17 protein-coding genes are annotated in these 22,096 nt (G+C 70.7%); 13 read left to right on the top strand and 4 right to left on the bottom strand.

Going from position 1 to position 22,096, the window contains the following annotated elements; genetic code table 11:
* Window positions 1-310: 310 nt before the first annotated feature.
* Both WH85_RS38980 and WH85_RS38985 read right to left on the bottom strand, forming a co-directional pair.
* Window positions 311-2,530: a putative bifunctional diguanylate cyclase/phosphodiesterase gene (locus WH85_RS38980; RefSeq protein ID WP_245674283.1), complete on the bottom strand. Its 2,220-nt coding sequence runs from the start codon at window positions 2,528-2,530 to the stop codon at window positions 311-313.
* Window positions 2,531-2,573: 43 nt separating this feature from the next.
* Window positions 2,574-3,341, bottom strand: coding sequence for an IclR family transcriptional regulator domain-containing protein (locus tag WH85_RS38985; RefSeq protein ID WP_045747178.1), 768 nt, complete (start codon window positions 3,339-3,341; stop codon window positions 2,574-2,576).
* Between the two features lie 100 nt (window positions 3,342-3,441).
* On the opposite strand from WH85_RS38985, the gene WH85_RS38990 reads away from it, so the two are divergent.
* The 4 genes from WH85_RS38990 to WH85_RS39005 are packed head-to-tail and all read left to right on the top strand — an operon-like array spanning window position 3,442 to window position 6,716.
* Window positions 3,442-4,395: an ABC transporter substrate-binding protein gene (locus WH85_RS38990; protein ID WP_045747179.1), complete on the top strand. Its 954-nt coding sequence runs from the start codon at window positions 3,442-3,444 to the stop codon at window positions 4,393-4,395.
* Window positions 4,392-5,162, top strand: a complete 771-nt coding sequence (locus tag WH85_RS38995) for an ABC transporter permease (RefSeq protein WP_045747180.1) — start codon at window positions 4,392-4,394, stop codon at window positions 5,160-5,162. Before WH85_RS38990 ends, WH85_RS38995 begins: the two co-directional genes overlap by 4 nt.
* 8 nt (window positions 5,163-5,170) lie before the next feature.
* Window positions 5,171-5,935 carry an ABC transporter permease gene (locus WH85_RS39000; protein ID WP_045747201.1) on the top strand — a complete coding sequence of 255 codons (765 nt, stop codon included), beginning with the start codon at window positions 5,171-5,173 and terminating at the stop codon, window positions 5,933-5,935.
* A 10-nt stretch (window positions 5,936-5,945) separates the two neighbouring features.
* Window positions 5,946-6,716, top strand: a complete 771-nt coding sequence (locus WH85_RS39005) for an ABC transporter ATP-binding protein (protein WP_045747181.1) — start codon at window positions 5,946-5,948, stop codon at window positions 6,714-6,716.
* Between the two features lie 263 nt (window positions 6,717-6,979).
* Here WH85_RS39005 and WH85_RS39010 read toward each other — a convergent pair whose 3' ends face one another.
* Entirely contained in the window at window positions 6,980-8,584 is a 1,605-nt protein-coding gene (locus tag WH85_RS39010) for an alpha/beta hydrolase (protein WP_045747182.1), read from the bottom strand.
* 213 nt (window positions 8,585-8,797) lie between these two features.
* On the opposite strand from WH85_RS39010, the gene WH85_RS39015 reads away from it, so the two are divergent.
* The 9 genes from WH85_RS39015 (at window position 8,798) to WH85_RS39060 (ending at window position 18,318) form a co-directional block, all read left to right on the top strand.
* Window positions 8,798-10,306, top strand: a complete 1,509-nt coding sequence (locus WH85_RS39015; RefSeq protein ID WP_052721125.1) for a M28 family peptidase — start codon at window positions 8,798-8,800, stop codon at window positions 10,304-10,306.
* A 180-nt stretch (window positions 10,307-10,486) separates the two neighbouring features.
* Window positions 10,487-11,014 carry a DUF2510 domain-containing protein gene (locus tag WH85_RS52515; RefSeq protein ID WP_045747183.1) on the top strand — a complete coding sequence of 176 codons (528 nt, stop codon included), beginning with the start codon at window positions 10,487-10,489 and terminating at the stop codon, window positions 11,012-11,014.
* A gap of 90 nt (window positions 11,015-11,104) precedes the next feature.
* A complete protein-coding gene (locus WH85_RS39025; protein WP_045747184.1) occupies window positions 11,105-11,590 on the top strand; it encodes a hypothetical protein in 486 nt (161 codons plus the stop codon).
* Window positions 11,574-12,338, top strand: coding sequence for a class F sortase (locus WH85_RS39030; RefSeq protein ID WP_245674284.1), 765 nt, complete (start codon window positions 11,574-11,576; stop codon window positions 12,336-12,338). The genes WH85_RS39025 and WH85_RS39030 overlap by 17 nt, the downstream gene beginning before the upstream one ends.
* 140 nt (window positions 12,339-12,478) lie before the next feature.
* Entirely contained in the window at window positions 12,479-14,341 is a 1,863-nt protein-coding gene (locus WH85_RS39035; RefSeq protein ID WP_045747185.1) for a glycosyl hydrolase family 28-related protein, read from the top strand.
* 67 nt (window positions 14,342-14,408) lie between these two features.
* Complete coding sequence (locus WH85_RS39040) at window positions 14,409-15,719, top strand: APC family permease (RefSeq protein WP_045747186.1); 1,311 nt, start codon at window positions 14,409-14,411, stop codon at window positions 15,717-15,719.
* Window positions 15,720-15,901: 182 nt separating this feature from the next.
* A complete protein-coding gene (locus tag WH85_RS39050) occupies window positions 15,902-17,287 on the top strand; it encodes a helix-hairpin-helix domain-containing protein (RefSeq protein ID WP_157411488.1) in 1,386 nt (461 codons plus the stop codon).
* 505 nt (window positions 17,288-17,792) lie between these two features.
* Entirely contained in the window at window positions 17,793-18,053 is a 261-nt protein-coding gene (locus tag WH85_RS39055) for a hypothetical protein (RefSeq protein ID WP_045747188.1), read from the top strand.
* 61 nt (window positions 18,054-18,114) lie between these two features.
* Complete coding sequence (locus WH85_RS39060) at window positions 18,115-18,318, top strand: hypothetical protein (RefSeq protein ID WP_045747189.1); 204 nt, start codon at window positions 18,115-18,117, stop codon at window positions 18,316-18,318.
* Between the two features lie 1,456 nt (window positions 18,319-19,774).
* On the opposite strand, the gene WH85_RS51890 is transcribed toward WH85_RS39060, so the two are convergent.
* Window positions 19,775-20,110, bottom strand: a complete 336-nt coding sequence (locus tag WH85_RS51890; RefSeq protein ID WP_169792546.1) for a hypothetical protein — start codon at window positions 20,108-20,110, stop codon at window positions 19,775-19,777.
* Window positions 20,111-22,096: the final 1,986 nt, after the last annotated feature.

Genomic DNA, 22,096 nt, shown 5'->3' on the forward strand with positions numbered 1-22,096 from the left:
GCGGCATGGATCAACCCGCCCGCAGAGAACCAGGCTGACCAGCAGATTCACTCAAAGAATCCGTGATCAACCCGCCTCAAAAATCTTGACACGTTCCGGGGCGGCTCGCCGGCGAACGGCAGTTCGCAACAGGCGGTGGTCGGCTCACCCGCGGACGGCGCTCGCCGACGAGCAGCGGCTGCCGGGCGAGGACTACCGGGCGGGAGAGCGGGACCTCCACGGGAGGAACGCTCGGAATGCTGGGGGCTCGGGGACGCGTAGCTGCTGAGGGAGGTGTGGCTCGTACACGAAAAAAGAGGGAGGAAGGTGATCAGCTTGCGGCGGAGGTCATGTGGCGGGTGAGGAAGTCGGGCTGCGGGACCGGCTTGCTGAAGAAATAGCCCTGGCCCAGGTGGTAGCCCAGTTCCCGCAGGTAGTCCGCCTGCTCGGCAGTCTCGACGCCCTCGGCCACCGCTCGCAGGCCCAGGCCCGTGGTGACGTGGATGAGGGCGTCGACGATCACCGGTTTCTTGCCCGGTTCGATGATCTCGTCGACGAAGGACTTGTCGACCTTGATGACGTCCACCGGGACGGTGCGGAGCAGGCCCAGCGAGGAGTGGCCGGTGCCGAAGTCGTCGAGGGCTATCCGGACGCCGCTGCGGTGCAGGGCCTCGACGGCTTCGACGGCGGTGCCGCCGGTGAACAGGGCCGTCTCGGTGACCTCGACCAGCAGGGCGGCGGGCGGCAGGCCGGTCTCGGTGAGGATTCCGGCCACCACGTCGGGGAAGCCGGGTTCGCTGAGCTGGCGGGCCGAGACGTTGACGCTGACGTAGCCGGGTGCGGCGGCGCCGAGGTCGCGGTGCCAGGTGGCGAACTGGCGGCAGGAGGTGCGCATCACCCATTCGCCGAGTTCCACGATCAGGCCGTTGTCCTCCGCTACCGGGATGAAGGCGGCGGGGCTGACGAAACCGCGGACCGGGTGCTGCCAGCGGACCAGGGCCTCCACCGCTACCGTGCTGCCGTCGCACAGGGCGACGATCGGCTGGTAGACGACGTGGAAGTCGCCGTCGTCGAGGCTGTGCCGCAGGTCGGCGGCGAGGCGTTCGGCGGCTTCGGCGCGTTCGTCGAGGTCGGCGGTGTAGTCGAGGACGGGCAGGCCGGCGGCTTTGGCGGCGTAGCGGGCGGTGTCGGCGCGGCGGACCAGTTCGCCGGCGGGGATGTCGCCGTGGCTGACGGCCACGCCGAGGCGGGCGTTGAGCAGCAGTTCGTGTTCGCCGGCCTGGACCGGGTGGCGCAGCAGGTCGAGGAGCCGTTCGGCGACTGTTTCGCCGTTCCGGCGCGGGGCCGAGCGGACCAGGACGGCGAATTCGTCGGCGCCGAGGCGGGCCACCAGGTCGTCGCCGCGGACCCGGTCGCGCAGCAGGGCGGCGACCGCGGCCAGTGCCTGGTCGCCGACGGCCCGGCCGAGGCGGTCGTTGATGTGTTTGAAGCCGGCCAGGTCGATGACGATGACGTGGCAGGGTCCGGCGGCGACGGCTCCGGCGACCCGCAGGTCGAACTCGCGACGGTTGGGCAGGCCGGTCAGGTCGTCGTGCATGGCGAGTTCGCGCAGCTGCCCGGCCTGGTGGTCGACGCGGGCGATGTATCCGGACATCCGGCTGACGATCAGCACGAACAGGGCCATCGACCCGAATGCGACGGCGCCCCAGCTGAACCGGCCGCCGGTGCGTTCCTGGATCAGCAGGGTGGCCGGGACCATCAGCATCGAGGCGGTCAGGACGATCAGGCGGGACCGGCCGAGACCGTCGATGTCGGGGGGCGGCACCTTCATCGTGGGGTGTGCGGCGGCGGCCGCCCAGAGGATGTACGCGAGCAGGAACCCCGCCCAGACCAGTTCCTGACTGTCCGCCAGCACCTGCGGGAACAGTGTGTAGACGACGTTGCAGACCAGCGTCAGGGTGGCGCCGGCCGTCAGCAGCCACAGGCTCACCGTCCGGGGGCCGCGGCGCAGCAGGATCGGCGTGACCACCCCGCAGACCAGCACGCTGGCGGTCGGGTAGCCGACGCTGACGATCCGGGCCGGCAGCGGCAGACCGGTGTCGGTGAGCACCGGCTCGATCACGAACGTCCAGTACACGATGCCGATGCCGATCGCCACGATCGCCGAGTCGATCAGGTTGCCGGACCAGACCGGGCCGCGCTGGCGGGTCAGCCCGAACAGGCCCACCACCAGCGGCGGGTAGGCGCTCAGGTAGAGGTAGTCGGCCGGGGACGGGTAGGCCTGGCTGTGCATGACGAGTTGCTGGTAGGCGAAGACCGCGTCGCCGAGGACCCAGAGGATCAGGCCGGCGAGGAAGACGCTCCAGGAGCCGAGCGCGGCCGGCCGGTGCCGGCGGATCCCGGCGACGACCACGGCGCACGCGAGCAGCCCGGACAGCGGTGACAGGCCGAGTTTCCACCAGCCCCAGGGCAGCACGGGGTAGAGGACCGCCGCTGCGGTCCCGCCCGCGAGCCACGCCCACCACCAGGTGCGGGCGCCCAAGGTCGTCACGCTCACACCCTTCGGCGGGGAGCCTGAGAAGTTGAGCGCCGGGTCACACGCCGATCATCAGGTCCGCCTCGATCGCGGCGGCGGCGGCCCGCAGCGGGGGCAGCAGACGGTCGCGGACGTCGTCGAGGGTGGTCCGGGCCGCGTGCACGGAGATGTTGACGGCGCCGACCGTCGCGCCGGTGCGGTCGCGGATCGGCACGGCGACCGCGCGCAGGCCCTCTTCGAGTTCCTGATCGACCACGGCGTACCCCTGGATGCGAATTCGGGCGATCTCCGCGCGCAGCGCGGCGGGGGAACAGAGCGTGCGGTCCGTCAGCTGCCGCAGGTGCGCTCTTCGGAGGTACGCGGTGAGCCCGGTCTCCGGCAGGGCGGCGAGCAGCACCCGGCCCATCGAGGTGGCGTACGCCGGGAAGCGGGTGCCGACGTTGATCGTGACGGTCATGATGCGGCTGGTCGGCACCCGGGCGACGTAGACGATGTCGTCGCCGTCGAGCACCGACACCGACGAGGATTCGTGCACCTCGGCGACCAGGTGTTCCAGGTGGGGTTCGGCGACTTCGGGAAGGGTCAGCCCGGACAGGAAGGCGTAGCCGAGTTCGAGCACCCGCGGGGTGAGCGAGAACAGCCGGCCGTCGGTGCGGACGTATCCGAGGTCGGTGAGGGTCAGCAGGAACCGCCGGGCGGCCGCCCTGGTCAGCCCGCAGGACCGGGCGACGTCACTGAGGGTGAGCTCGCGGTGTGTCGCGTCGAACGCCCGGATGACGGCCAGTCCCCGTTCCAGCGACTGCACGTAGTACGGTTCCCGCGACATCAAGTGATCGAAGCCAATCGTTGACGTGACACGGGGCACATCTTAGCGTTCTCGATGAGAACTCATGTTCGTTGTGCGCACACATTTCGAAGGAGTAGACATGCGGCGCTTCCTCGCGGGGATGACGGCGATGGTGCTCGCCGGGTCCCTTGCGGCATGCGGATCGTCCGACGACGCGTCCGGCACGGACGGCGTGGACGCCGTCAAGGTCGGCGTCATCCCGATCATCGACGTGGCCCCGATCTATCTCGGTCAGAAGCAGGGCTTCTTCAAGTCCCGCAACATCGAGCTGACGCTCGAGAGCGGCCAGGGCGGCGCGGCGATCGTGCCCGGCGTGGTGAGCGGCCAGTTCCAGTTCGGCTTCAGCAACCTGACCTCGCTGATGATCGCCCAGACCAAGAACGTGCCGATCAAGGCGGTGGCCGCGGGTGTCGCGTCGACCGGCCAGGACGGTGCCGACTTCGGTGGTGTGGTGGTCAAGGCGGACAGCCCGATCAAGACCGCGGCCGACCTGGCCGGCAAGAAGATCTCGGTGAACACGCTGAAGAACATCGGCGACACCGTGGTCCGCGAGTCGGTCCGCAAGAAGGGCGGCGACCCGAAGGACATCGCGTTCGTCGAGATGCCGTTCCCGAACATGCCGGCCGCGCTCGCCGAGGGCCAGATCGACGCCGCGTGGGTGGTCGAGCCGCAGCTCTCCACGATCAAGGCGGCCGGTGGCCGGGTGGTCGCGTCGACGTTCGTGGACGCGGCGCCGAACCTGACCGTGGCGGCGTACTTCGCCTCGACGAAGCTGGTCCAGGAGGACGCGGACCTGGTCAAGCGCTTCACCGAGGCGATCAACGAGTCGCTGACGTACGCCGACGCGCACCCCGACGAGGTGCGGGAGGTGCTCGGGTCGTACACGAAGATCGACGAGAAGTTGCGGGCGTCGCTGATCCTGCCGAAGTGGCCGGTGGAGATCAACGAGGCGTCGGTCCAGAAGCTGGCCGAACTCGGCAACACCGACGGCATCTTCACCGGCAGCCCGGATCTGGCGGAACTGCTGCCGTGACCCGGTTCCGGCCTGTTCTTCTGGGTGCGGCGGGCCTGGCCGGGCTGCTCCTGGTGATCGAGCTGGCGCCCCGGACCGGGCTGGTCGACGAGCGGTTCCTGCCGCCGGCCAGCCGGATCCTGGCGGCGCTCGCCCGGGAGGCCGGGTCACCGGCCTTCTGGGCGGCGCTCGGCGACACCCTGGTGGCGTGGGCGCTGGGGCTGGCCGTCGCGGCCGGCGCCGGCGTCCTGGCCGGGCTGGTGATCGGCTCGGTGCCGGCGTTGCGGGCGCTGACCGCCTCGACGGTGGAGTTCCTGCGGCCGATCCCGTCGGTCGCGCTGATCCCGCTGGCGGTGCTGCTCTACGGCACCGGGCTCGGCTCGACCCTGATGCTGGTCTGCTACGCCGCGTTCTGGCAGGTGCTGGTGCAGGTGCTCTACGGGGTGGCGGACGTCGACCCGGTGGCGTTCGAGACGGCCCGCAGTTTCCGGTTCTCGCCGTGGGCCCGGGTCCGTTACGTGCTGTGGCCGACGGCGCTGCCCTACGTCTTCACCGGGGTACGCCTGGCGGCCTCGGTGGCGCTGGTGCTGGCGATCACGGCCGAGCTGGTGATCGGCTCGCCCGGTCTCGGCAAGGAGATCGCGGTGGCGCAGGCCTCCGAGGCGGTGCCGGCGATGTACGCGCTGATCGTGGTCACCGGCCTGCTCGGCGTCGTGATCAACGTGGCGGCGCGGTTCTCCGAGCGGCGTTTCCTGGCGTGGCACCAGTCGGTGCGAGGTGAGATCTAGTGTCTTTCATGCGAAAAATCGGATATGCGGTGGGGCTGCCGCTGATCCTGTTCGGCCTGTGGTTCGTGCTCAGTTCCGGTAGCGAAAGCTTCTACGCTCCCCCGCTCGGCACCATTCTGACCGCATTCGGCGACACCTGGACCTGGCCCGCGATCCGCGCCGACGTGCTGCCCAGCCTGCTCCGCCTGGCCGCCGGCTACCTGCTCGCCGCCGTGGTCGGCGTGACCCTCGGCGTCGCGATCGGCCTGGACCGCCGGCTGCGCGCCACCGTCGAGCCGGTACTGGAGTTCTTCCGGGCCGTTCCGCCGCCGGTTCTCGTACCGGTGATCATGCTGTTCGCCGGCATCGGTGACGCGATGAAGGTGATCGTGATCGTCTTCGGCTGCGTCTGGCCGATCCTGCTCAACACGGTCGAGGGTGTGCGCGCGGTGGACAGCGTGCAGCTGGAGACCGCCCGCGCGTACGGCGTCACCGGCCCGGCCCGGATCACCCGCGTGATCCTGCCGTCGGCGAGCCCGCAGATCGCGGCCGGACTGCGCCAGGCGCTGTCCATCGCGATCATCCTGATGGTGATCAGTGAGATGTTCGCGGCCAGCAACGGCCTCGGCTTCACCATCGTCCAGTTCCAGCGCAGCTTCGCGATCCCCGAGATGTGGAGCGGGATCATCCTGCTCGGACTGCTCGGTTTCGGTCTGTCGCTGCTCTTCCGGCTCGCCGAACGGCGGGCCCTGCGGTGGTACGAGGGCCTGCGCGCCGCGCAGCGCACACGTTAGGGGGTCGGCGATGCTCGAGGTGAAGGGCCTACGGAAGGTCTACCAGGCCGGCGGCCGGGAGGTGGAGGCGCTGCGCGACCTGACGTTCACGGTGGACCGCGGCGAGCTGGTCTGCCTGGTCGGCCCGTCCGGCTGCGGCAAGACCACGCTGCTGCGCTGCGTCGCGGGCCTGCTCGACCCGAGCGGCGGCGAGGTCGAGGTGGACGGCAAGGCGGTGGACGGCCCGCCGCCGGGCATGGCGGTCGTCTTCCAGGAGTACGGGCGGAGCCTGTTCCCCTGGATGACCGTGAAGGCCAACGTCGAGCTGCCGCTGAAGCAGAAGAAGGTGCCGAAGCCGCGGCGCGCCGAACTGGTCGAACAGTCCCTGGACGCGGTCGGCCTGACCGGCAACGCGGACGCGTACCCGTGGCAGCTCTCCGGCGGCATGCAGCAGCGGGTGGCGATCGCGCGGGCCGTCGCCTACGAGCCGCGGACGCTGCTGATGGACGAACCGTTCGCGGCGGTCGACGCGCAGACCCGGGCCGACCTGGAGGACCTGGTCCGCTCGCTGTGGAAGCGGCTGGACGTGACCATCCTGTTCGTCACGCACGACATCGACGAGTCGGTCTATCTGGGACAGCGGGTGGTGATGCTGTCGTCGTCGCCGACCGTGGTCCAGGACGAGCTGACGATCGACCTGCCGGCCGAGCGGGACCAGCTGACCACCCGGGCGGATCCGCGGTTCGCCGAGTTGCGGACCAAGGTCTACCAGCAGATCCAGCTGGCCAAGAAGGGCGCCTGACACCGCTCGCGTGTTGAGTTCGGGCGCTCAGCACGCCCAAACTCAACACACCCAAACCGGCGTGGTGACTTCGGGCGCCCAACACACCCAAACTCAACACACCCAAACCGGCGTGGTGACTTCGGGCGCCCAACACGCCCAAACTCAACACACCCAAACCGGCGTGGTGACTTCGGGCGCGCAGCACGCCTGAAATCAACACACCCAAGCCGGTGTGGTGAGTTTGGGCGCGCAGCGCGCCCGAAATCAACACACCGGGGGACTCAGCGAGCGCCGATCGCCTCGCGGATCTCGGCGCGGGCGGAGTCCGGAGCGGACCGCAGGGTGGCCGCCGCCGACGGATCCGGCTGCGGGTTGGGCTCACACTGCACGTCAGAGCGGTTGCCGCGGACCCGGTCCGGCAGGGCGCCGGTGGCCAGGTAGGCGGCGATCAGGTCGTCAGTGCAGGCGATGCCGTTGAGCGAGCCGGAGTGCGTGGTGCCCCCGACGCCCTCGATCAGCACCGACTTCGGGAAGCGCTTGCGTACCTCGATCGCCCCGGAGTACGGCGTCGCGGCGTCGTACGTCTCGGCGATCAGCAGCGACGCGGGCGCCTTCCTGCCGTTGATCTCGACCGGCTTGCCGGCCTTGGCGCCCCAGGTGAGGCAGGGCGCGTTGAACCAGGCGTTGTTCCAGGCCATGAACGGGTACTTGGCGTGGATCGCCCAGTTGTCCCGCTGCCACGTCGACCACCGGGTCGGCCATTGCACGTCGGTGCATTCGGTCGCCAGGTACATCGCGTAGCCGTTGTCCGCGCCGGCACCGCCCGGCTCGCCGTACAGGCCGAGCAGACCGGAGGCGTCCTTGTCGTTGACCCAGGCGGCGAACGCCTCGGCGATCGACTCCCAGCCGTAGACGTAGTAGCCGGCGGACAGGAAGATGTCGTTGAACTCGGACGGGCCGATCTTGCCGGCCGCCGGGGTCTTCCGCAGCGCCTCGAGGGTGGCGTAGTACTTCTTCTCCACCGTCCTGGCGCTGGTGCCCAGGTGGTACACGGCGTCGTTGCGGGCGACCCACGCCCAGTACACGTCCATGTTCTTGTCGAACTGGACGTCCTGGTCGAGGTTGGCGTCGTACCACACCCGGCGGGGGTCGACGACACCGTCGAAGACCAGCCGGCGGACCTTGTCCGGGTGCAGCGTCGCGTAGACCTGGCCCAGGTAGGTGCCGTACGAGAAACCGTAGTAGTTGATCTTCGACTGGCCGAGCGCCTTGCGCAGGCTCTCCATGTCGGCGACCGTGTCGGTCGTCTTCACGTGGTCGAGCAGGGCACCGCCGGCGGCGTCACAGGCCTTCGCGTATCCGGCGGCCTTCGCCAGCCAGGTCTTCTCCAGCGCCTTGGTGACCGGCACGTAGTAGGGCCGGTTGTAGCCGGCGTAGCCCGGGTCGCAGCTCAGCGCCGGGACGCTGGACCCGACACCGCGCGGGTCGAACCCGATCCAGTCGTAGTACTCCCCCGCTCCGTCCGGGACGAACTCGCCCAGGATGGCGAGACCGAGACCGGAACCGCCGGGACCACCCGGGTTGACGAGCATGACGCCCTGGTAGTCGGCGTCGGCGGACTTGTGCTTGATCCGGGACACCGCGACCTTGATCGTGGCGCCCTTCGGCTTGGCGTAGTCCAGCGGGACGACCAGGAAGCCGCACTGCGCGCCGCGGGCGACCAGACTGGCCCGGGTGCAGACTCCCCAGTCGATGGGTGGTGGCGTGTAACCGCCCTTGGTGGCTCCTGTCGTGACCCCGTGCGCCTGTGCCGTCGCCGGGATCACGCCGGCGCCGAGGAGCAGGCCGACAGTTGCGGCGATGGTGGCCGCAAGGACTCTTCGCATCCTCTGCCTTCCGTTCACTGTGGTCGATCGATCTCTCGCACAGTAAACATTCGTCGCTGGACGGGCGCCCGGTCGCGGCGGTGATTCATTTGCCGGATCATCGGGTTGCGGAACGGTCGATGCGATAGGTGTCGATTGATATGCCCTGCTGACCTGGTTCCTCTGCGATGCTCGGGCGACCTTCCGTTCCCTAGGCATCCACGGAGGACACCCGTGCGAGCATTCCCCCTCCTCGGCGTCGCGGCGCTGATCGCCGGCGGCCTGTCCGCGGCCACCCCGGCGTACGCGGCGGCCGCCCCGGACATCCCGGTCGCCAACGTCAAGGCGCACCTGACCCAGCTACAGAGCATCGCCACCGCCAACGGCGGCAACCGGGCGCACGGCCGGGCCGGGTACCTGGCCTCGGTCACCTACGTGAAAGGCCTGCTGGACGCGGCCGGATTCACCACCACACAGCAGTCGTTCACCTACAACGGCGCGACCGGGTACAACCTGATCGCCGACTGGCCGGGCGGCGACACGTCCGACACGCTGATGATCGGCGGGCACCTGGACAGCGTCACCGCGGGCCCCGGCATCAACGACAACGGCTCCGGCTCGGCCGGCATCCTCGAGGTGGCGCTGCAGGTGTCCCGCTCGAACTTCCAGCCCGGCCGGCATCTGCGGTTCGGCTGGTGGGGCGCCGAGGAACTCGGGTTGCGGGGCTCGACCGCGTACGTGAACTCGCTGAGCACCGCGCAGAAGGCGGCGATCACCGGGTACCTGAACTTCGACATGATCGGCTCCCCCAACCCCGGCTACTTCCTCTACGACGGGGACAACTCGGACAACACCGGGTCGGGACCGGGACCGGCCGGATCCGCGGAGATCGAACAGGTGCTCGCCGACTACTTCACGTCCATCGGGGTGCCGACCCGCGGCACCGACTTCGACGGGCGCAGCGATTACGGGCCGTTCATCGCGGCCGGCATCCCGGCCGGCGGCACCTTCACCGGGGCGGAGGGCACCAAGACCGCCGCGCAGGTGACGCTCTGGGGCGGCACGGCCACCCGCTTCGACCCGTGCTACCACGCGGCCTGCGACACCAGCACGAACATCAGCGACACCGCGCTGGACCGCAACACGGACGCCATCGCGTACGCCGTCTGGACCTTGGCGGACAGCGCGGGCGAACCGCCGACCGGGACCACCGTCTGGTCCGACGGCTTCGAGACGGCGACCACCTGGACGCGCGGCACGGCCGACACCGCGACGGCCGGTCTGCTCGAACGCGGCAACCCGGAGGCGACCACCAGCTCCGGCGTGGCCACCCAGCTGGACGCGGCGGCCGGCGGCAGCTACGCCCTGGTCACCGGGGCGACGGCCGGGGCGAGCGCGGGCGCGAACGACCTGGACGGTGGCACCACCGGCCTCACCTCCCCGGCGATCACCCTGCCGTCGACGGGGACGTTGACGCTGAACCTGAGCTGGTACCTGGCGTACCTGAACAACGCGACGAGCGCCGACTACCTGCGGGTGAGCGTGGTGACCGGCTCGGGCAGCACGATCGTGCTGTCGCAGACGGCCGCGGCGGCGAACAAGGCGGCGGCGTGGACGACCGGCACGGCGAACCTGTCGGCGTACGCCGGGCAGACGATCCGGCTGACCGTGGAGGCGGCCGACCTGGGGACGGCGTCGCTGGTCGAGGCCGCGGTGGACGACCTGCGGATCGTCCAGTCCTGAGACGGGGCAACCCCTCGCTGTGGTGGGCCGCCCCGAGGGCCCACCACAGCACCCCGTGACACCGCGGAAAATCAGCGGGCGGGACGGAGTGAGGGCTCAAGCGGCCGGGTGCGCCGCCGATCGGGACGGCGGCAGCACCGCATCGCCCCGCATGACGAGCCCGCAGGAGGACCGCCCCGCATGACGAGCCCCGCGCAGCCCGCCGGCTGGTACGCCGACCCGCACGGCCTGCCCGCGCAGCGCTGGTGGGACGGGCACCGCTGGACCGAGCACGTGCAGCCGGGCGGCACACCGATTCCACCGGTCACCGGGTTCTTCCCGCCGATGGCGCCGCGCGGGCGGGCCGCGCCGGGACCGCACACGGTGGCGCCGACCGACCCCGAGCAGGCGGAGATCTTCGCGGCCCGCCAGCAGATCATGCCGGGCAGCGTGCCGCCGGTGAGCCCGCCGGCAGGGCCGTTCCTGCGGCCCGCCGGCCCGGAGAACGCCGGGGACCCCGCGGAGGCCATGCCCACGGCGGAGGTCCCGCCGATGTACCGGATGCCGCCGGTGGACGCCGCCCCGGCTCTGCCGCGACCGGCCGTCTCCCCTTCCGGCACGCCCTCCGCCGGGGAGGCGCCGAGCCCACGACGTTGGCGGCTCAGCCCGATCCTGCTGGCCACGCTCGGCGTCGTCGCCCTGGCGGTGATCGCCTACCTGGTCGCCTGAATCGCCCGGAGTGACCGATCACGGATAGAAGGCTGCGATCCTCCCACGGGGTCGCTAACGTGACGGTCCCCCTCCCGGAGAGGCACGACGATGGCCGACGACAGTTACCCGGCGTCCGGCGGCCGTGGGCGGCGCACGCGGCAGATCGCGCTCGGCGTCGCCCTGCTGGTCGCATTGATCCTGCTCTTCCTGCTGCTCGCCTTCTGCACGCGGGACGGTGGCGGCACGGTGACCGAGCCCTCCTACCCGGTGACCCCGACCTCCGCCCCGCCCGGTGGTCACCCGTCGGCGAGCGTCGACCCCTCGCTCTCCTACCCGCCCTCCTCGCCCCCGTCGCCGCCCCCGTCCCCGACCTACCCACCCGACTCGCCGACGCCCCCGGCCTCGTCGCCGCCGGCGCCGTCGTCACCGGTGCCCAGCGACTCCGGGCCGGGCTCAGCGGGGCCGACACCCTCGGGCGGGGTGGACGCCGGCGGCGGCAGCACGGCCTCCGGCACCCGGGTGGCCCTGCTGGCCGGTGGCCTGTTCTTCCTGGTCGCCGCGATGGGCGCGGGATGGCGTGCGGTCCGCCGCTGACGCCGCCCACCGGCCGCACGCCCCGGCCCCCCGCCGGTCACGGTTCGCACTGCCCGTGGTGCGTGACCGGCGGGCGGCCGCCGCGGCGGTGTTGTTCGCGGTGCTGGGTTCGACCCTGACCGCGATGGGGGTACGCGCGGAGCCGGCACTCCCACCGCCGGTGGCCGCGCCCGTCGCCACCGCCTCCGCGTCACCACCGGCCGACCGCGGTGAGGCGTCGCCACCGGACGACCGCGGTGAGGCGTCGCCACCGGACAACCGTGCCGGCGCGATGCCGCGGTCGGTGCCGGTGCGGTTGAGTGTCCCGGCGATCGGCGTGGACACCGCGGTCATGAAACTGGGGCTGCGCGGGGACGGCACGCTGCAGGTTCCGCCGCTGCGGGCGGACGCTCCGGCCGGCTGGTACGAACATTCGCCCACGCCGGGTGAGCCGGGCGCCTCGGTGATCGCCGGGCATGTGGACACGGCACGTGAGGGCGCCGCGGTCTTCTTCCGGCTCCGGGAGCTCACCCCGGGCGACATCATCCTGGTACGCCGTGCCGACCGTTCCGTGGCCCGCTTCGCGGTGCGACGGGTCCTCGCGTACCCGAAGGACGACTTCCCGACGGCGGCGGTCTACGGGCCGGTGAGTTACGCGGCGTTGCGTCTCGTCACGTGCGGCGGAACGCTGGACCGGGGTCGCGGCAGTTACCGGGACAACGTGGTGGTGTTCGCGGAAGCGGTACCGGAAGCGGTTTCGGGCAGCTGAACGGGCATCCGGTTCCGGAACCCGGGTGACTCGTCCCGGAAGCGTGGGGTATGCCGGATCGCCACCCTTGACATGGAGCTTCGCCGATTGGTTCCGTGACGGGGATCATTGCGATCTTGTTACGGAAGGACACCCTCCGCATGACGAGACTCTCCCGCCGCGAGCCACGGTCGCGGTCGTTACGGCGTACCCCCGCGGTGTTTCTGTCGATGGTCCTCGCCGTCACCGCGGCACCCAGCCCGGCCACCGCCTCGCCGGCGGCCGTGAAAGCCCCCGATCTCGGCACGAACGTGACCGTCTTCGACCCGAGCATGCCGGTGAGCAGCATCCAGGCGAAACTGGACGCCACCTACGCGGCGCAGGTCGACAACGAGATGGGCACGAGCCGGTTCGCGTTCCTGTTCAAACCGGGCACCTACGGCACGGCCGAGCAGCCGTTGCAGGTCAAGGTCGGCTACTACACGGAGATCAGCGGCCTGGGCGCGAACCCGGGCGACGTGGTGATCAACGGCAAGGTGGAGGCCTACAACCGCTGCCTGAGCTCGGATCCGGCCAACCCGAACTGCATCGCGCTGGTCAACTTCTGGCGCACGGTGTCGAACCTGACCGTCAACATCAACGGTGCGGGCCAGGACGGCTGCCGGCAGACGGCGAACTTCTGGGCGGTATCGCAGGCGGTGTCGCTGCGCCGGGTGGAGTTCACCGGCGGCACGCTGTCGCTGATGGACTACTGCACGGCCGGACCGCAGTACGCAAGCGGCGGGTTCATCGCGGACTCGAAGCTGCCGGCGACGACGAACGGGTCGCAGCAGCAGTGGCTGACCCGGAACAGTTCGGTGGCGTCGTGGTCGAACGCGGTGTGGAACCAGGTGTTCTCGGGTGTCGACGGGGCTCCTGACGACTCCGCCTTCCCGGATCCGCCCTACACGACACTCGCGAAGACGCCGGTGAGTCGGGAGAAGCCGTTCCTGTTCGTCGACTCTCGCGGGAAGTATCAGGTGCGGGTGCCGGCTGCGGCACGGAACACGAGCGGGACGTCCTGGAACGCCAAGTCTGGAAAAGTGCTGCCTTTGTCGGATTTTTACGTCGCTAAGCCCGGCGACTCGGTGGCGAAGATCAACCTGGCGCTCGCGCTCGGCAAGCACCTGCTGCTCACGCCGGGCGTGTACGACATCGCCCGCAGCATCCAGGTGACCCGGCCGAACACCGTCGTGCTCGGCATCGGGCACGCCACGCTGACCGCCGTCAACGGCGCGACGCCGCTGGACCTCGCGGACGTGCCCGGCGTGATCGTGGCCGGCGTGACCATCGATGCCGGCACCGAGGAATCACCGGTGCTGCTGCGCGTCGGCCGCGGCAAGGGCGTCACCTCGCCGTCGAACCCGACCACGCTGAGCGACGTCTACTTCCGGGTCGGCGGGCCGCACATCGGCAAGACGAACATCGCGCTCGAGGTGAACAGCGACGACGTGCTGATCGACCACACCTGGGTGTGGCGCGGCGACCACGGCGTGGAGGGCTTCACCCAGGGCGTCAACGGTGACACCGACCGCTGGCGGACCAACACCGGACGGTACGGCGCGGTGATCAACGGCGACGACGTGACCGCGACCGGGCTGTTCGTCGAGCACTTCCAGAAGTACAACACGGTCTGGAACGGCGAACGCGGCACGACCGTGCTGTACCAGAACGAGCTCCCGTACGACCCGCCGACGCAGGCGGACTGGATGAACGGGTCGACACTCGGATACGCCGGATACAAGGTCGGCAACCGCGTGAGGCAGCACAGGCTGTACGGCGCGGGCGTCTACGTGTTCAACCAGAACAACCCGTCGATCCACACCGCGAACGGGTTCGAGGTGCCGTCCACACCGGGCGTCGAGCTGCACCACATCATGACCGTCAACCTGAGTGCGGGCGTCATCGACCACGTGGTGAACGGTGTCGGCGCGGCCGCGGACACCACCAAGGTGGGCCAGCCGGTCTTCGTGACCTCCTACTGATCCGTCCGGGTGGTCATCCGTCCGTCACCGGGCGGATGGCCACCCGTGGCCGTAGAGTCCATAGGTCATGGTGGATACGACGCTCAACCGGGTGATCGGACCGTGGCTGCTGCTGCTCTTCGTGGTCGGCGACATCCTCGGCACCGGTGTCTACGCGCTCACCGGCAAGGTCGCCACCGAGGTCGGCGGCGCGGTCTGGCTGCCGTTCCTGCTGGCGTTCGTGGTGGCGCTGCTGACCGCGTGCAGCTACCTCGAACTGGTGACGAAGTATCCACAGGCCGCGGGCGCGGCGCTCTACACGCACAAGGCGTTCGGCCTGCACTTCCTGACCTTCATGATCACGTACGCGGTGATGTGCTCCGGGCTGACGTCGGCGTCCAGCGCGGCCAAGGCGTTCGCCGGCAACTTCGCCGCCGTGTTCGGCCCCTCCACCGGCGTGGCGATCGGCTTCATGGCCCTGGTCGCGGTGATCAACTTCCGGGGCGTGGGCGAGAGCGTCAAAGCGAACGTGGTACTCACCACGGTCGAACTGACCGGGCTGCTGATCGTCATCGTCATCGGCGCGTGGGCCATCGGCGGCGGAGACGGCGACCTGTCCCGGCTCACGTCGTTCTCCTCCCCGGACGGGAACGTCGTCCTGTCGGTCACCGCCGGGACAGCCCTCGCGTTCTTCGCCATGGTCGGCTTCGAGGACTCGGTGAACATGGCCGAGGAGACCCGCGACCCGGTCCGGATCTTCCCCAAGGTGATGCTGACCGGGCTCTGCATCACCGGACTGATCTACATCCTGGTGGCGATCTCGGCGGTCGCGCTGGTGCCGCCCGCCGCCCTGGGCGAGGGCGAGACCCCGCTGCTCAAGGTGGTGTCCGCCGGGGCGCCGGGCTTCCCGCTCTCGGTGTTCGCGTTCATCACCATGTTCGCGGTGGCCAACAGCGCGCTGATCAACATGATGATGGCGTCCCGGCTGCTCTACGGGATGGCCCGCGAAGGCGTGCTCCCCGCGGCCTTCGGCCGGGTCCACGCCGGGCGGCGTACGCCATGGGTCGGGATCCTCTTCACCACCGTCGTGGCCTTCGGACTGATCGGGTACGCCGACCTGACCGCGCTCGGTGGGACCACGGCGCTGCTGCTGCTCGTCGTCTTCACTGTGGTGAACGTCGCGGTCCTGGTCCTGCGCCGCGACCCGGTGTCGCACCGGCACTTCCGCACCCCGACGGTCATTCCGGTCATCGGGGCGGTCAGCTGCGCATTCCTGGCGAGCCCGTGGAGCGGGCGGGACGGCGCGGACTACCGCGTCGCGGGAATCCTCCTGCTCATCGGTGGCATCCTCTGGGCGATCACGTACGCGGCGAACCGTTTCGTACTCTCCAGGCCCTGATACCCGTCACGCCCTGCAACGACCGACCGGGCGTAACCTGCCGGAAATGATCTGGCGCCCCGGTCCGGGTGCAGGTGGCACCGTATGGCGGACGAACGGCACCCTCGTTCTCGCTGCGTACGGTGATGTGCGAAGCTGCCCGCTACCGCAAAGCATCCTCCTCTCCTGTCCGGAGGCCCCATATGGCATCATTCCTCTCCTTTGTCGCCGGGCTGGTCATCGGCGCGATCGCGGGTTGGCTGGTGTGGGGACGCCAGCTCAACGCGAAGTCCGCGCCGGCCGCCGCCTTCAAGCCCAAGTCGTCCACCACCCCCGCCGCCACGGAATCCGCCGACGCGCCGACGCCGGAGCCGGCCGCGGTCATCGCCGCGGTGGCGGCCACGTCGGCTGCTTCTCCGGCCGCCGCATCTCCGGCCGCCGATTCCTCCGTCGCGTCTTCGCCTGCCGCGCCTTCCGCCTCCTCCTCGGATGACGACGCGGAGGCGACCTCGGTCTTCACGTCGCCCGTCGTCGCGACGCCGGAGGCGGTTACGGACACTCCGGCCAGCGAGTCCACCGCGGTGATCCCGCTCGACCCGGCCTCCTCCTCCTCCTCCTCCTCCTCCTCCTCCTCCTCCTCCGGCACCGCCGCGGGCAGCGTCTCGGGGATCGACGAGCCGGTGGCCGAGGCCGAGCCGGTGGTGGCGTCCGCGCCGCTCGTCGAGTCCGCGTACTACGAGAACGAGGACGAGCCGACCGCGGTCATCATCCCGGAGAAGGCCCCGGCCGCCGAGCCGCTCGACCCGGCCGCGTCCGCCGAGGAGACCTCGCTGATCGTGCCGGCGCAGGCCACCGAGTCCGCCGCTCCGGCCACCGCGGCCGTGCCGGACGCTCCGGTTGCGCTGGACGCCCCGGCCGTGGACGAGGCCCCGGTCAAGGCCGACGCTGAGATCGCGGACGTTCCGGCCACCGCGTCGGAGGACAACGGCGACGAGCCCACCGCCGTGATCATCCCGGTGCAGCCGTCCGAGCCCGTGATCGTCGAGTCCGCGTCCGCCTCGTCGGCCGCCGCTGAGCCCGTCGTCTCCGAGCCGGTTGCCTCCGAGCCCGTTGCCGCTGAGCCCGTTGCTTCCGAGCCTGTCCTCTCCGAGCCCGTTGTCACCGAGCCCGTTGCCTCCGCCGTCGACGAGCCGGCCACGGTCATCCCCGCGCAGGCCTCCGCGCCCGCCGAGACCGCCGCGGTCGAGGCCGTCGACGAGCCGACGTCGGTCATTCCGGCCCAGGCCGGTGAGCCCGCGCTCGAGTCGGATGCCGCCGCCGCGCCGGTTCCCGCCGTGGACGACCCGTCCGTCATCGTGCCGATCGACTCCCCCGGCGTCGAGCAGCCCGACGACCTGACCAAGATCCCCGGCATCGGCCCGAAGATCGCGATCGCGCTGGCCGCCGCGGGGATCACCACCTACGACAAGCTGGCCGAATCCGACGTGAACGACCTCAAGCAGGCGGTCACCGCGGCCGGCATGCGTGGCTCCGCGAGCCTCGCCACCTGGCCCGAGAAGGCCCGCGCGCTGGCGGCCGTCGCCGGCTGACCCTTCGCGGTCCGGCACCCGGGCGTCGTCAGCTGACACGCCTCGTGCCCGCTCTTCCAGGACCGGTCCGGCTATCCGCCGGGCCGGTCCTTTCGTCTGTCACCGGTCCGCCGCAGAGCCCTCAGGCCGGGTCGGCAGCGCCCGTGTGACGACTTCAGGCGCTCAGCGCGCCCGAAATCACCACACCCAAACGAGCGTGACGACTTCAGGCGCCCAACACGCCCGAAATCACCACACCCAAACGAGCGTGACGACTTCGGGCGCCTGGCGCGGCTGATGTCACCACGCGGAGGGGCTTCGCACACTGACCACGGAACGCGCATAGACCTCGAAGGCGGGCTGCGGGCCAGAATCACGAGAAATCAACCTTTCAGCCGCTCAGAGTAACCGAACGGCCAGCTAAAAGAGATTTTCGGATGATGTTGGGTTCGAGAGTTGCAACCCGGGAGCGGAGCTGCCGATCAGAGGGATCGTCCTGCCCGGCCTAGACAAACAAGGAGTCCCGATGTCCGTCAGCGCCACCGCCGCACCCGCCGCGAACTGGAACAGCCACGCCGCCTGGACGCGCCTGCAGACCGCCCGCCTCAAGCTGGCCGCCGACCTCACGCCGGTCCAGGCCGGTCACTCGGTCATCACCGCCGACCGGGCGGCCGTCACCGCGGCCGAGAACGCGGTGGCTCGGATCGAGTCGTCCCAGGACATCGAGGCCCTGCGGCTCCGGATCGCCCGCAGCAACACCGGGAACGCCGTGGACGTCACCGTCTGACCGTTCCCGTCGACGGCACCGCCGTACCCGAGTTCCGCCCGGCCAGGTTTCCGCCGGTGCGGTGCGGACGCACGTACGCGTCCCGCACACCGCACTCATCGGCGTGATCACGATCGGTCTGAGCTCGCTGCCCGCCGTCCATCCCGTCAACGCCGCCGGACACCAGCCGGCGTCGTCCAGCATGCTGCCGGTGCGAGGTGGCACGCTGCCCAGCGCCGCTGCTCAGCATCCGGCGTCCCCCGCCATGTCACCGAACACCCGGTGACCAGCCTTCGTAGGTCACGTCGTCCCCGTTCACCGACCCCTTCGACTCCACCGCCGAGTACCCGTCGGCCGCACCACGACGCCGCCGAGTACCAGTAGGCCCGCACCACAACGCCGCCGAGCGCCAGTCGGCGTGCTGCACAACGCCGCCGAGCCGCAGCCGGCGTGCGGAGCACGGGCATGCCCCGGTTCCCCACGCACCGCTGGGGCGCTGCGGCATCCGACAGCCGGATCGTCACCGCGCCCCCAGCGCGGCCGCTGACGTTTCCGTGCCCGGTCGACGACCATCAGGCTCGCCTGCCAGTGAACGGCAGGCGAGCCACTTGTGCGCCCAGCCGGCCCCGGCCCCGCGCGCGTCCCCCGAGGGGCGAACGCCGTACCGGTGACCACCCACCGTGAGCCCGGCGCCGGCGCAACGGCATCGAGCGGCAGTCAGGCCGCAACCGCTCTCCGGGGAGGTGTGGTTGCCGGGGAGGGGCTGTCGCGTACCCCCAAGGAAGATCGGGAGGAGCGGAAGCCGGCGGCGACAGACGGGTTTCCGGCATTTCGGAAGGGTGGGCACGCACCTTCCACTGGATCCGGTGAAATTCTCGGCTGATTCGGACATCCGACAGTCGGTGCGCCGGGGCTCCTGGGTGCGCACCGGGCGCGGGTAACATCATCGCAGGTAGATCGGTGTTCTTGGGCTGTCCGAAACGGACCGGGAACACGGAGATCAACAACTCTGTGTTGTGGAGGCCTGGCGTTTCGTAATCATCAAAGGGTTTCGTGGCTCGCTCCGGCAACGCACCATGGATGAAGGGTGATGCGATGAGCGGGCGACGACTGGCTGTTGTGGTGACGATCGAGCACCACGACGATCCGGTGCTGGGCAGATTCGCGGTGCCGTCGGCTGACGTGCCCGCACTCTCCGAAGTGCTCGGTGACTCGGGGCTCGGCGGGTTCGAGGTGACGTTCCTGCGCGACCCCAGCACCGCCGAGACGTTCGAGCAGGTGAAGTCCCTCTTCGAGGGCCGGGCGCAGGACGACTGCGTGATCCTCTACTTCCGGGGCGTGATGCTCACCGGGCCGGGCGGCGGGCTCCATCTCGCCGCGGCGGACACCGTGATGGGCCGGCCGGCCGAGACCGCGGTCGACGTGTCGCAGGTCGCCTCGCTGCTGCAACGCTGCCGGGCCGGGCAGGCCGTGGTGATGCTCGACGGGCGGACCGGCGGACCGGTCGACGCGGGACACCACTTCCGGGCGGCGCGGTCCGCCGAGTGGCAGAGCCGCGTGGTGATGGCCACGACGGCCCGCGCCGAACCCCCGACGTTCGCCGGCCTGATCGCCGACGGCGTCCGCGGCGCCGCCGCCGACCGCGACCGGGACGGGTTCGTCGGTGTCGGCGAACTCTACGAATACTTGCGGGAACGCGACCCGAGCGTGCGGCAGTGGGTGTTCGGGTCGGGCCGCCAGGCCTATCTGTCACGGATCCGCCGGCCGGGCAGCGACCAGATGACCCGCATCGCGGGACTGGCGGCGGACGCGGCCGGCGACGACCTGTCCCGCGCGGTCGAGGCACGGGAGACACTCCGCGGGCTGACCAGCGGCGAGGGCCGGGTCGCGGCAGCCGCGGCGGCGGCACTGCGGCGGACCTCCCTGCGCGTCACAGAGTCGAGCCTCGACTTCGGCCGGGTCGCCCCCGGCACCCGCCAGCTGACCGCGGAGATCCCGGTCCAGGGCCCGCCCCTGGCCGCGGCGTCGGCGGTGAGCAGCACGGCGGAGGGCCTGCGCGCCCGCCTCGAGGGCAACACGCTGCGGGTCTCCTGGTTCCCGACGGTCGGCAGGTTGCACGGCGAGATCATTCTGGACGGTCCGGCGGGGAACGCCCGGGTCGCGGTGATCGGCGAGGTCGCGGCGGACTTCGAGACGGGGGCCGCCCTTACTGCCGGTCCGTCGGGGCGGACGGCGCGGGCTCTACCGGCTGGGCCGGGAGCGCGTGAGGCGGTGTCGGCGCCTTCGGTCCCGGTCGTACCCACCCCGGCATCCGGTGCGGCATCTTCGGTGCCCGTTTTGCGGTCACCGGCCCCCGCAGCGTCGTCCTCCGGGCCCGCCGTCTCTTCGCCCGGACCTGCCGTGCCGTCTTCCGCCGGGTCCGATTCCGGTTCTGGTTCTGGTGGCAGGCCCGCGGGGGTTCCGGCAGGTCAGCCGGTCCCTGCCGCGGGGTGGCCCCAGCCCGGTGCGGTGGGCGGTGGGTGGCCCGGTGCGGGTTTCGGACAGTCAGGCACCTCTCCGGGTACGCCGCAGAGCCCTCCCGCCGACACCGGCACACCGCCGCGTCCAGCTGTCGACGCGGTGACCGGTGGCGGTGGCGGTGGCGGTGGCGGTGGCGCAGTGGGCACCCCCGCGGCGACCGGGCCCGGCCACGATGAGGAAGCGCCGATCCTGCCGCGCGCCGGGGTGAAGGCCAGCGCGCCGGTTCCGTCCGCGACAGTTCCCACCGTGGTTCCTGTGCCGGTTCCCGAGCAGATTCCGCCCTCGGTCACGAAGGATGCCGAGCCTCCTACGACCGGACCTACGACTGCCCGTGCCGAGGCTGTCACGCCTTCCCTGGAGACAGCTGTGGAAACCAGCGCTGTGCCTCTGAACGGTGACTCCGCGAACGCCCTTCCCCCCGAAGCACCGTCGGCGGTTGCTGTCCCGAAGGCTCCCGCCGATGGGACGGTCGGGGCGGCTTCGGGAACCACGGGTCCAGCAGGCGAACAGCCGACAACGACAGCGCGGGAGGAACGACAGGGAACAGTGGACGACCGGCCGTCGACGACGGCCGCAGCCGCAGCCGCAGCCGCAGCTGGCGAACGACCGGCAACGACAGCCGCGGGGGAACGACCGGCCGGGACGACGCCGGAGCGACAGTCGGCAGGAACGGCCTCGGACAGCCGGCCGGCGGGGACGGCTTGGCCCGGTTCCGGAGGTGGTTGGCCCAGCCCTGGCGGCGGGTGGCCCGGCGGAAGCTGGACAGGTTCGGCGTGGCCCGGAAGCAGCTGGTCGGACGCCGCCTCCGTTAATCAGCCGGCGCCGGAACCCGAACCGGCGAAGGCCGCGGACATCGCGGCTCCCGCGGCTACGGAAACTCCAGCGGCTACGGCTCCAACCCCGGCGGCGCCGGCGGCTACGGCTCCAACTCCGGCGGCTACGGCCCCGGAGCCTCCTGTCTCGGACGTCGCGGCCCCGACGGTTGCGGAATCGAAGGCCCCGGTTACGGACGTCGCGCATACGGACGTCACGCATACGGACTCGGGAGCCGTTCCCCCCGACGGCCCTGCTGCGGCGAGTGGTTCCCCAGTAACGGCGGATGAGCCCACCACTTCCTCATCCTCTTCCTCGAGGATCCCCGACGAGTCGGAGCAAGAAGTCGGGGAGCCGATTCCCCACACAGGCGATTCCGCAGCGAGCTCGACAGCCTCGAAGACTGAGGACTCGATCCCGGACAGCAGCCCGGTCACGGCCAACGAGGCGGCGTCTCAGGAGCAGGCGTCTCAGGAGCGAGCTTCTCAGGAGCGGGCGTCTCACGAACAGGCGTCTCACGAGCACGCTCCTCACGAGTGGGCATCTCACGAACAGGCTCCGCACAAGCCGGTGACGGCTGTGCCCGCTGTGGAGTCGGCTCCGGGTCAAGGACCGGAATCGGGTTCGACTTCGAGTTCGGCTTCTGGTTCGGATTCGCGTGGTGGGCCGGCTGAGCGGGAGGATCGGGACAACCCTGGTGACTCCGCAACGTTCAGCGAGAGCGGGAAACG

Origin of the sequence: Actinoplanes rectilineatus (assembly GCF_000962825.1) — a bacterium.
Lineage (GTDB): Bacteria > Actinomycetota > Actinomycetes > Mycobacteriales > Micromonosporaceae > Actinoplanes > Actinoplanes rectilineatus.